We start from the raw sequence: 10,423 nt of genomic DNA on the forward strand, positions 1-10,423 counted from the left end.
CGATGCCGACGGCGCGGCCCGCGACCTGGTGCACGGGCGAGATCCGTGTCGCCCTCGGCGGTCGTCGCGATGTCCAACGGTCAGAGCCCGACGCTCTCGAGCGCCTCGTCGTACTCCTCGGAGGCAAGCTTGTCACCCTTGCCGTCGGCCAGCGCTCGTTCGTACACGGCCTCCATCTCGTCGCTGACGGCCTCGTACCTGCGATCCCACGTCTCCGAGTCGAACCGCCAGTATCCGACGATGTCGTACTGGTCGGCGACCCAGCCGTGGTCGCTGCGCAGATGCTTGCGGACTTCCCGCGTCGCCTGCGCCTCCCCGGCGAACCAGCAGTATCCGCGGCCCTCGGGATGGGCGTGCGCGCTCGCCAGCTCGGTGAGGCGACTCGGCGCCTGCCCGTTGCCGGTGCCGATGCTGGTCACGAACGGCACGTCGGACCGCTGGGGCAGGTAGTCGAGATCCGCCTCCTCGGCGACCTCGACGATCACCGAAACGTCGGCATCGTCGGGGAGTTCGTCCAGGATCCGGGCCAGTGCGGGCAGCCCGGAGAGATCGGCGATCAAGAGCTGCCACCGGGTCGTCGGCTCGGGCCGGTACCAACTGCGGGCATGGTCGAGCATCACCTGCTCGCCTGTCTCGACCCGCCGCGCCCAGTCGCTGGCGATGCCGCGCTGATGCAAGACGAAGTCGCAGGTGACCTGGTGCGGACCTGGGCCCCGGCGCCGGACGCTGTAGTTGCGTCCCTCGTCGGTGTCAGCTGAAAAGTAGATGCCGAGTGCCTCGTCCCCGGCCCCCGGCAGGTTCAACTCGGCGAGATGCGGAATGTCGAACACGACGCGCCGCATCCGCGGCCCGATCCCGGTGACCTCGGCAACGGAACCATAGACAGTCGCCATGCAGTGCAGGCTAACCTAATTATCAATGTGAGTGGCAGGCGCACCTCGCTTCAGTCGACCGGCACCTGGGTTGGCGGGACCACGACCTCGACCACTCCGGTGTCGACGTCGTAGACCAACCCCGACACCAGATACGCCGGCGCGTGGATGCTGCGTCTGATGACGTCCACGTCGACCCGTACGGAAACGTCGGGGTCGCTGACCGACTTCGCGTCGAGCTCGGCGACGTCGATCTCGAAGTACTCGGCGAGCAGGTCGGGAAAGGCCGCCAGATCGGTCATCCCGCAGTCGGTGTGGTGCAGCAGGATCAGGTTCCAGTCACCGGGCCTGCGACTCTCCGCGTTTGCCTGGCCCACCTTGCTCAGCATCGCCAACGTGCGCAGCGTGGCCGGGGTGATCCTGCCGCCAACGTTGCGGATGATGGCCGCCTCGCCGTTGGCGAGCCCGAGCACGTGCCCTGGGTCGACCCGCGGGTCCACGCAACCGATCACCATCACGTTGCCACCGGGGTTGATGGTCAGGCCCGCTTGAAATCCGTTGGCCGCGAATGTCGCATTGCGGTCGACGAGGTCCTGGGTCGTGGTCATGTCTCTCCTCGTTCTGGTAGAGATGATCGCCGAGTGCACGCTTGTTTGCACCCCTTCTCGCGAAACGTGTTCAACAACCGTACTTTCGGCGGTTGGCGACCTTGCCGGGCGCGTCGCGTGGTGGATGACCTCTTGAGAGGTGAGCACGGCGGGCAGGTCCGAGCGGCCCAATGGGGTGCTGTGCAGCAGCGCCTCTTGCCCGACGATCTCGATGCCACCGCTGCCGGCGGTGTCGTTGTGCCACTCCTCGCGGTCGCGCACGAAACTGCGCAGCAGCACGTCGGAGGTGTCGGGGTCTTCTGTCATCAGTTGACGCAACCGGTCCGGCGACAACACGTGTATTCGCCCGGCCCGGGTGACTCGCGCGGTGAGGTAGTCCGGCTGCCCGGTCAGCAGGTTCAGCTCGCCAAGGAAGCCGCCGGGCCCGAAGGCGGCGACGACCTCACCCGGTCCGGCATCCGGCGGTGCGCTCAGAATCTCGACCCACCCCGATTCGATCAGGATCAGATCGCGTACCCGGTCGCCCGGCTGGAACACGACCTCGCCGACGGACACCTCGCGGGGTGACCCGTAGCGGGCGATCCCGTCGAACTGCTCGGTGGTGAGCTCCGGCTGTTCGCTCATCGCCGTCCGAATACCGTTGCCATCGCGCGCATTCGGTCCGCGCGAGAGTGGTCGTGGGGCATCGCACCTCCTGGTGGCCGGTTGGCGTTCCGCACTCCATCGTGACGGTGGCGGGCCGGTAGGGCGCCTACGTCGCCGCGGTGATGCACCGGGTGCACAGCAGGGTCGAGCATCGTGCACGATCTGCGCATTAGACCGGTCGCGCGGTGTCCTCGGTGCGGCGTCCGTCGCGCCATTCCCTCGGGGACAGGCCGTACTCGCTGCGGAACGCTCGACTGAAACTCGACATGTCGGAGAACCCCCAGCGCCGGGCCACCGCCGCGACCGGCCGCGGCTCGGGCCCCGCGCGGGCCAACTCGTTGCGGCACGCTTCGAGGCGATGGCTGCGGATCCAGTTCGCCAGGCTGACGTCCTGCTCGGCAAGCAGCTTGTACAGGTAGCGCACCGAGATGTAGTGCGCCGCCGCGACGCGTTCGGCGCTGAGATCCGAATCGGCGAGGTGGGTGCGCACATACTCGAGGATGCGCAGGTGCAGCGTCGCCTGCATGGGCTCTCGGCTGCGCTCCTCGGCGTTCAGGTGCGTCGTGATGACCGCGCGGATCAGTTCGATGCTGGGGTGACCGACCGCTTCGGCGTTCGGTGCGGTGAAGAGGGCCGGGTTCGCGGCCAGCCTGCCCAGATAGTTGGCGGTCAGCGCGGTGACGGGATGGCCAGGGCTCAGCGAGACCGCACAGGCTTGGCGGATCAGGTTGGGTGGCAGTGCCAGCGCCGAGTGCGGAGCCCGGAAGAACTCCTGGGCCACGCCGGCGTCGTCGATCAGGGTGTAGGGGGCGGTCGAGTCGTAGACCACCAGGCTGCCTGGGGTGAGCACGACCTCTCGGCCGTCCTGGACCACGATGCTCGAACCGGTCACCTGCAGACCCAGAAAAATGCTGGGCTCCAAGGAATCTCGAGCGAGACGCGCAGTGCGTTCCACGACGTGCGCGGTCGACCGGATCGAACAGACGGTGAGCTGGCCCAGGTCACTGATGACGCCCCGCGCGGCCACTCGGGTCGTCCGGTTCGGCCAGGCGATCTCCACGGGGACGATCGTCGTGGCGATCGCCTCGCGCACCACCTCGGCGCGGTCGGTGACGGGGAATTCGGTCGTGTCGAGGACCAACGTCACTAGCGGCCTCCGGTGAATGTGCCGATACTAGATCGATCGGTCCGGAATAACTTTAGATCGATCGGTCCGGAATGTCGACCGGTGAGTCCCGCCGACCCCTACGATGGACGGACATGGCTAGGTCACGCGAGTTCGACTACGACACGGTCGTGCGCGCGGCCCGCGACGTGTTCTGGGAGCGCGGCTACTCGTCGACGTCGATGGCGCAGCTGCAAGCCGCCACCGGACTGAGTCGCTCGAGCCTGTACGAAACCTTCGAGAGCAAGCGCGACCTGTTCGGATACGCGGTCAACAGCTACCTCACCGAGGTCATCGGACCGCTGTTGGGGCCGATGGAGGCCCCCGATTCGGGTCGCGACGAGCTCGTCGAGTACTTCCTGTCACTCGCGCGGTTCCTGCGGGCGGCGCCGGATCAGATCGCCACCCGTGGGTGTCTGATGCTCAACACGTTCATGGAGCTCAACGACCTCGACGATGCCGCCGCCACATTGGTGCGGGGCTACCGCAGACGGGTGCGCGCCGCGATCTACAAGTCGCTCGCCGGGTCGGCGGGCACCGTGCGTGACGTCGAGGGCACCGCCGACGTACTCACCGCCGGCCAGATCGGGATCATGGTGACCTCCCGCATCGATCCCATCCAAGCCGCGGAACTCGCCGAAACCATGGCTGCCGACATCAAGAGCTGGCCGCGGCCCGCACGCGGCGACGAGTAGCCCAGCGCCGCGCTGCGAGATTGCCTGCGCGCCTGTGAATGCCGACGCATTGTTGCGACGGTGAATGGCACTTTGCCCCAGGTGCACACATGCCCACGCGCGGACGCGATCGGCCGGTCCCGATGCCAGGCTGGCGTCACACCGACGTCGATCTGAAAGGTCGCGAACACATGACCTCCCCCACCAAGCCGAATCCCGTCATCTTCATCCACGGTCTGTGGATCCATTCCGCGGCCTGGCAGCCATGGCTGGAGCTGTTCTCCAGCCGCGGATACGCAGCGTCGGCGCCGGGCTGGCCCGGTGACGCACCGACGGTCGCAGGCACCCGCGAGAATCCCGACGCACTCAACGACGCCGGGCTCGACCAGATCTTCACCCACTACGCCGAACTCATCGGCACACCCGACGTCAAACCGGTCGTGGTGGGTCACTCGTTCGGCGGTCTCATCGCCGAGGAGTTGCTGGCCAACAACCTGGTCGCCGCCGCCGTCGCCATCGACCCTGCGGGCGTCAAGGGGGTCAAGGCGCTGCCGTTCGCGCAGCTGAAGTCGGCGTTCCCGGTCTTGGGCAACCCCGCCAACCTGCACCGCACGGTGTCGTTGAACGCCAAGCAGTTTCACTACGCCTTCGGGAACATGCTCACCGAGGAGGAGTCCGACGCACTGCACGAGGCGTGGACCATCCCCGGCCCCGGCAAGCCGCTCTTCGAGGGTGCCAGTGCGAACTTCTTCCCGCACTCGCCTGCCAAGGTCGACACCGGGCTCGCCGATCGCGGACCCCTGCTGCTGACGTCGGGCACCGATGACCACACCGTGCCGCTGAAGGTCACGAAGGAAGTCGTCGCCATGTACGAGAAGAGCAAGGCGGTCACCGACTTCCACGTCTTCGAGGGTCGCGGCCACTCGCTGACCATCGACCACGGCTGGGAAGAGGTGGCGAACGTCGCGCTGGATTGGCTGGCGGCCAAGGGCTTCTAGCGTCGCGACCCACGTCGTCGTGCGAAACCGGCAGCACGGTATGAAGGACGGGTGAGCCTGACCCATGACGACACCCTCCGCGAGCTGACCACCGCCAACGGCGTGCTGCGCTACCACGAAGCCGGCTCGGGCAGCCCGTTGCTCCTGCTGCACGGCTCGGGTCCCGGTGTCACGGGGTGGCGCAACTTCCGTGGCAACCTCGCGGTCTTCGCCGAGCACTTCCGTTGTCTGATACTGGAATTCCCCGGTTTCGGCGTCAGCGACGACTTCGGTGGGCACCCGATGCTCACCGCCCAGAAGGCACTGGTGACCTTCGTCGACGCCTTGGGGTTGGACACCGTCGACGTCGTCGGCAACTCGATGGGCGGCGGGATCGGCGTCAACTTCGCCATCAAGCATCCCGACCGCATTCGACGGCTCGTCAGTATCGGTGGTATCGGCCGCAACGTCTTCAGTCCCGGCCCCGGTGAGGGCATCAGGCTTCTCCAGGAGTTCACCGAGCAGCCGACCCGCCAGCGACTGGTCGACTGGCTGCGGTCGATGGTCTACGACCAGGACCTGGTGACCGAGCAGCTCATCGAGGAACGTTGGACGCTGGCGACCGACCCGGAGACGCTGGCCAGCGCGCGGCGCATGTACGGCAAGGACGTCTTCGCTCAGTACGCCAAGATGGCCGAGGCCTCCGACACCCCGCCGGCGTGGGCGATGATGCACAAGGTCAAGGCGCCCACGCTGCTGGCGTGGGGCCGCGACGATCGGGTCAGCCCGTTGGACATGGCGCTCATCCCGATGCGCACCATCCCCAACGCAGAACTGCACGTGTTCGGAAACTGCGGGCACTGGGTGATGATCGAACAGAAGGCGGCGTTCGAGAGCACCGTGCTGAGCTTTCTGCTCCGCGATCGAAGCTGATTGGCACAACTCGCGATCGACGGACGGCTGCTGGGTCCACCATAGACACACACGACGAGCCACCCACACGACGGCAGGGGACGCAACATGACCGAACGGGTGATCGACCGGCTGAACGGTGTCGCCGACCAGTTGCGCGAGCAGGCCACCGACGCCGAACGGCTGGGCCGGTTGCCCGACGAGACCGCGAAGCTGCTCAAGTCGGTCGGCAACATCCGACTGCTGCAGCCCGCGACGTACGGCGGATTCGAGGTGCACCCCCGCGAGTTCGCCGAGACGGTCATGGCGACCGCCGCACTCGATCCCGCCAGCGGGTGGATCAACGGCGTCGTCGGCGTGCATCCCTACCAGCTCGCATACGCCGATCCGCGTGTGCAGGAGGAGGTCTGGGGCGAGGACCAGGACACGTGGATGGCCTCGCCCTACGCTCCCCAGGGCGTAGGGCGAGGCGTCGACGGCGGCTACGTGTTCAACGGCCGATGGCAATTCAGCTCGGGCACCGACCACTGCGACTGGATCTTCCTCGGCGGCATGCTCGGTGGCGACGACGGTCGACCCGTCATGCCGCCCACCATGTTTCACGTCATCCTGCCGCGCAAGGACTACGAGATCGTCGAGGACTCCTGGGACGTCGTCGGTCTACGCGGAACGGGCTCCAAGGACGTGATCGTGCGCGACGCCTTCGTCCCGGACTACCGCGTCATGAACGCCACCGAGGTGATGGACGGCACCACGCAGCGGGAGTCCGGCCTCAGCCAGACGCTGTATCAAATGCCGTGGTCGACGATGTTCCCGCTCGGCATCACCGCTGCGGTGATCGGCATCGCCGAGGGTGCGCTTGCCGCCCACCTCGACTACCAACGCGACCGCGTCACCGCCGCGCGGACCGCGATAAAGGACGACCCCTACGTGCTGTACGCCATCGGCGAGGCCGCGGCCGACATCAATGCCGCCCGCCAGGAACTGCTCGCCAACGTCGACCGGATCTGGGACATCGTCGACTCGGGCGGGGAGGTGTCCTTCGAGGACCGGGCCGCGGGCCGCCGCACGCAGATCCGGGCAGCGTGGCGCGCGGTGATGGCGGTGGACCAGATCTTCTCCCGCTCGGGCGGCAACGCGATGAGAATGGACAAGCCCCTGCAACGGTATTGGCGGGACGCGCACACCGGTCTCGCGCACGCGATCCACGTGCCAGGAACCACCTTCCACGCCTCCGCGCTGAGCTCCTTCGGCGTCGACCCTGCCGGCCCGCTGCGAGCCATGATCTGATGCCGGACTTCCCCCAAATCTCGCTGCAGTTACGAACATTCACCGACGACCCTGACCACGACTGGTCGGCGACGCTCGGGCTCGCCAGGGCCATGGACGTCGCGGGCATCGACCGCGTCGTGGTGTCGGACCACGTGGTCTTCGGTGAGACGCCCGAGGCGTACGCCAACCCTGCCGTCGGAGGGGTGGCGGGCGGGCGGCAGCCCACCGGACCCGACGGCCAGTGGCTGGAACCGCTGACCGTGCTGACCTCGATATCCGCAATCACCACGAGAATCCGGCTGGGCACCGCCGTCCTGTTGGCCGCCCTGCGGCGCCCCGTGGTGCTGGCCAAGGAGGTCGCCACGCTGGACGTGCTGTCCGGCGGGCGGGTCGACCTGGGCGTCGGCGTCGGTTGGCAACGTGAGGAGTACGACGCCGCGGGCCTGTCCTTCGAGCGTCGTGGGCGAGCGCTGGACCACACCCTCGAGGTGTGCCAGACTCTGTGGACGCAGCAGCGGGCGTCCTACGACGCGCCGGAGCTGTCCTTCGACGGCATCCATCAGATGCCCAAACCGCTTCAGCACGGCGGTGTTCCGATCTGGGTGAGCGGCACGGTCAACTCCGCCGTCGCGCGCAGGCTCAGCCGCTTCGGTACGGGCTGGATCCCGTGGGGCCCGGCGGTCGCCAACCCCGCGGCCGCGATCACCGCGATGAAGGATGCGATCGCCGGAGCCGGCGGGCAGCCCGCACACCTTCAGGTTCAGGGCAACGCCAAGACGATCAAGCGCGCGGACGGCTCGGTCGACGTCGAGGCCACCGTCGCCTCGGCGCCTCCCCTGGTCGAGGCGGGCGTCACCGATGTGCGTTTCACGCTGTCGATACCCAAGGGCGAGCACCACGCGACGGAGCTGTTGTCCGAACTGGTTGGCGCCTTCCACGCCGTAACCCGGTGATGCCGCCGCGGTTTACCGGCATGCCACATCCGGGTACGCGTTACCCATGGTCAAAGCATTCGGATACAGCAGCAACGGTGGCGCCGACGTCCAGGAGTACCTCGACCTCGACATGCCGACACCGATGCCAGGCGAATTGCTGGTGGAAGTCCGTGCCGCAGGCGTGAATCCCGTCGACTGGAAGATCCGCTCCGGGCTCTATGGCGGAGCCGGCGCGAGCGCCTTTCCCGCCGTCCTCGGGTCTGAGGTGTCGGGCGTGGTCCGTCAGGTGGGCAAGGACGCCGACGGCTTCGCCGAGAACGACGAGATCTTCGGATCGGTGGCGCCGGGTTCAGGCGGCTACACCGAGTACACCCTCGTCACGGCGGCCGCCGCCGCGCACAAGCCGCCCCAGGTGTCTTTCAACGACGCAGCCACGCTGCCCGTGGCCGCCGCCACCGCATACGACGGCGTCACGCAACTGGATCTGAAGGAAGGCCAGAGTCTGCTGATCAACGGCATCGGCGGTGGCGTCGGTGTGGCCGCCGCACAGATCGCCAGGGACCTCGGCATCAACGTCATCGGTACCGCCAGCGAGGACAAGCGCACCCTGGTTGAGACCCTCGGCGCCACGCTGATTGCCTCCGGCGACGGCGTCAGCGACAGGATCAAGCAGATCCTTCCCGACGGCGTCGACGCGATCTTCGATCTCGCGGGAGGCGACGCACTGCAGGCGGTGGCAGATCTCGTATCCGACCGCACCAAGCTGATCAGCGCGGGCGATCCTTCCGTCGCCGACCTGGGCGGGCACATGATCGAGCGGGACCGTACCCATCGCGTCCTCGAGATCGTCGGTGCTCTCGTCGCCGAGGGCAAGCTCGATCCCCACGTGGAGGACGTGCGACCCCTGGACGAGGCCGCGGACGCGATCGCAGCGGTCGAGATCGGCCACGCCCGAGGTAAGGTCGTCATCGCGGTCAGTTGACCGCGGACACGTTGTCCCACAACCGTTTCTAGGAGTTCTCATCGCCGAACGAGCGGTTCTGATCAGCGGTGCGGGTATTGCGGGTCCGGCTCTCGCGTTCTGGCTACGACGGTACGGCCTCGCGCCGACGGTCATCGAACGCGCACCGGGACTGCGGGACAGTGGCCAGAACGTCGACGTCCGCGGCGCAGGCCGGGAGGTGCTGCACCGCATGGGTATCGAGGCCCGGGTCCGCGCCGGCGGGACCGGCGAAGTGGGTTTGCGCTTCGTCGATGACGAGGGAAGGGCGGTGGCCGAGTTTCCCGTCGGGGATGGTGACGGCCCCACCGCCGGACTCGAGATACTGCGCGGGGCGCTGGCCCGCATCCTCATCGAGTCGTGCGGGGACGAGGTGGAGTTCGTCTACGGCACGCGCATCGAGTCGGTCGAGCAGGACGAGACCGGGGTCGACGTCACCCTTTCAGAGGGCTCGACGCGCCATTTCGATCTGGTCATCGTCGCCGAGGGCATCCGATCGACCACCCGCAACGAGGTGTTCGGTTCCGAGCCCGACTATCGCGATCTGGGTTACTACACGGCTTACTGCACCATTCCGACGACCTCCGATGACGATCAATGGTGGCGCTGGTACTCCACCACTGGCGGTCGCTCGGTGCAGCTGAGGCCCGACAACGTCGGCAGTACCCGGGCCTGTCTCAACTTCCCCTCTCCGCCAACGGGTCTCGACCTGCTGAACCGCAAGGCGCAGGCACGGGCGCTGCAGGAGGTGTACGGAGACGTCGGCAACGCCGCGCCCCGCGTGCTCGCCTGTCTCGCCGACGACCCGTCCAGCCTCTACGTCGACCGCATCGCGCAGGTCCGACTGCCCTCCTGGTCGAAGGGACGGGTGGCCGTCGTGGGTGACGCCGCGTACTGCGCCACCCCGATCAGTGGTATGGGCACGAGTCTCGCGCTGATCGGCGCCTACCTGCTGGCGGGGGAGCTCGCCGACGCATCCGATCACACGGCCGCATATGCGGCGTACGAGAAGAGGATGCGGCCGTTCGTCGACCAGGCACAGAAGCTGCGGCCGGGGGTGCCGAGGATCATCAATCCGACCAGCCTTCTCGGCGTTCGAATCCTTCGCACCGTGGTGAGGCTCGCCGGGACCGCCCCCGTCCGCGCCCTGGCGGCTCGGTTGACGTCGTCGTCCGACGATGCCGACCCGACGCTCCCCGACTACGACCGCTGACGCATCGCCACGGGCCACGTAACGCGCCAGCTGATCTACACCGGGCCCATCGACACCAACACGTAGGTACGGACTCGGCCGGCAACCGACGCGGCGCACGTGGACCGCAGCGGCTCGGACAGCTCCTCGGTCAGCACCACCTCCAGCGGC

The 10,423-nt window shown here is 67.6% G+C and carries 10 protein-coding genes; 7 read left to right on the forward strand and 3 right to left on the reverse strand.

All coding sequences use genetic code 11. The features are described 5' to 3' along the window. Window positions 1-80: 80 nt before the first annotated feature. The 3 genes from ACRDUX_RS16900 to ACRDUX_RS16910 form a co-directional block, all read right to left on the reverse strand. Complete coding sequence (locus ACRDUX_RS16900; RefSeq protein WP_526415170.1) at window positions 81-893, reverse strand: siderophore-interacting protein; 813 nt, start codon at window positions 891-893, stop codon at window positions 81-83. Between the two features lie 50 nt (window positions 894-943). Continuing rightward, window positions 944-2,104, reverse strand: a complete 1,161-nt coding sequence (locus tag ACRDUX_RS16905; protein ID WP_526415171.1) for a cyclic nucleotide-binding domain-containing protein — start codon at window positions 2,102-2,104, stop codon at window positions 944-946. Between the two features lie 190 nt (window positions 2,105-2,294). After that, on the reverse strand, window positions 2,295-3,272 hold the full coding sequence (locus tag ACRDUX_RS16910; RefSeq protein ID WP_526415172.1) for a helix-turn-helix transcriptional regulator: 978 nt from the start codon (window positions 3,270-3,272) through the stop codon (window positions 2,295-2,297). 113 nt (window positions 3,273-3,385) lie between these two features. Between ACRDUX_RS16910 and ACRDUX_RS16915 the strand changes: the two genes are divergently transcribed. From ACRDUX_RS16915 to ACRDUX_RS16945, 7 genes are all read left to right on the forward strand, one after another. Further along, on the forward strand, window positions 3,386-3,985 hold the full coding sequence (locus ACRDUX_RS16915) for a TetR/AcrR family transcriptional regulator (RefSeq protein WP_526415173.1): 600 nt from the start codon (window positions 3,386-3,388) through the stop codon (window positions 3,983-3,985). Between the two features lie 170 nt (window positions 3,986-4,155). After that, window positions 4,156-4,962, forward strand: a complete 807-nt coding sequence (locus tag ACRDUX_RS16920) for an alpha/beta hydrolase (protein WP_526415174.1) — start codon at window positions 4,156-4,158, stop codon at window positions 4,960-4,962. A 51-nt stretch (window positions 4,963-5,013) separates the two neighbouring features. Beyond that, complete coding sequence (locus ACRDUX_RS16925) at window positions 5,014-5,874, forward strand: alpha/beta fold hydrolase (RefSeq protein WP_526415175.1); 861 nt, start codon at window positions 5,014-5,016, stop codon at window positions 5,872-5,874. Between the two features lie 87 nt (window positions 5,875-5,961). Continuing rightward, window positions 5,962-7,143 carry an acyl-CoA dehydrogenase family protein gene (locus tag ACRDUX_RS16930; protein WP_526415176.1) on the forward strand — a complete coding sequence of 394 codons (1,182 nt, stop codon included), beginning with the start codon at window positions 5,962-5,964 and terminating at the stop codon, window positions 7,141-7,143. Then, a complete protein-coding gene (locus ACRDUX_RS16935) occupies window positions 7,143-8,078 on the forward strand; it encodes a TIGR03619 family F420-dependent LLM class oxidoreductase (RefSeq protein WP_526415177.1) in 936 nt (311 codons plus the stop codon). Before ACRDUX_RS16930 ends, ACRDUX_RS16935 begins: the two co-directional genes overlap by 1 nt. A 46-nt stretch (window positions 8,079-8,124) precedes the next feature. Further along, window positions 8,125-9,042, forward strand: coding sequence for an NADP-dependent oxidoreductase (locus ACRDUX_RS16940; RefSeq protein WP_526415178.1), 918 nt, complete (start codon window positions 8,125-8,127; stop codon window positions 9,040-9,042). 61 nt (window positions 9,043-9,103) lie between these two features. Beyond that, window positions 9,104-10,273, forward strand: a complete 1,170-nt coding sequence (locus ACRDUX_RS16945) for an FAD-dependent oxidoreductase (protein WP_526415179.1) — start codon at window positions 9,104-9,106, stop codon at window positions 10,271-10,273. The last annotated feature ends 150 nt before the right edge of the window (window positions 10,274-10,423 follow it).

The sequence above is a fragment of the Mycobacterium sp. genome, assembly GCF_050701675.1.
Taxonomy (GTDB): Bacteria; Actinomycetota; Actinomycetes; order Mycobacteriales; family Mycobacteriaceae; genus Mycobacterium.

Excerpts from the sequence above, each read along its gene's own strand:
- ACRDUX_RS16900 (WP_526415170.1), bottom strand. The coding sequence starts at position 893 with ATGGCGACTGTCTATGGTTCCGTTGCCGAGGTCACCGGGATCGGGCCG.
- ACRDUX_RS16905 (WP_526415171.1), bottom strand. The coding sequence starts at position 2,104 with ATGAGCGAACAGCCGGAGCTCACCACCGAGCAGTTCGACGGGATCGCC.
- ACRDUX_RS16915 (WP_526415173.1), top strand. The coding sequence starts at position 3,386 with ATGGCTAGGTCACGCGAGTTCGACTACGACACGGTCGTGCGCGCGGCC.
- ACRDUX_RS16920 (WP_526415174.1), top strand. The coding sequence starts at position 4,156 with ATGACCTCCCCCACCAAGCCGAATCCCGTCATCTTCATCCACGGTCTG.
- ACRDUX_RS16930 (WP_526415176.1), top strand. The coding sequence starts at position 5,962 with ATGACCGAACGGGTGATCGACCGGCTGAACGGTGTCGCCGACCAGTTG.
- ACRDUX_RS16935 (WP_526415177.1), top strand. The coding sequence starts at position 7,143 with ATGCCGGACTTCCCCCAAATCTCGCTGCAGTTACGAACATTCACCGAC.
- ACRDUX_RS16940 (WP_526415178.1), top strand. The coding sequence starts at position 8,125 with ATGGTCAAAGCATTCGGATACAGCAGCAACGGTGGCGCCGACGTCCAG.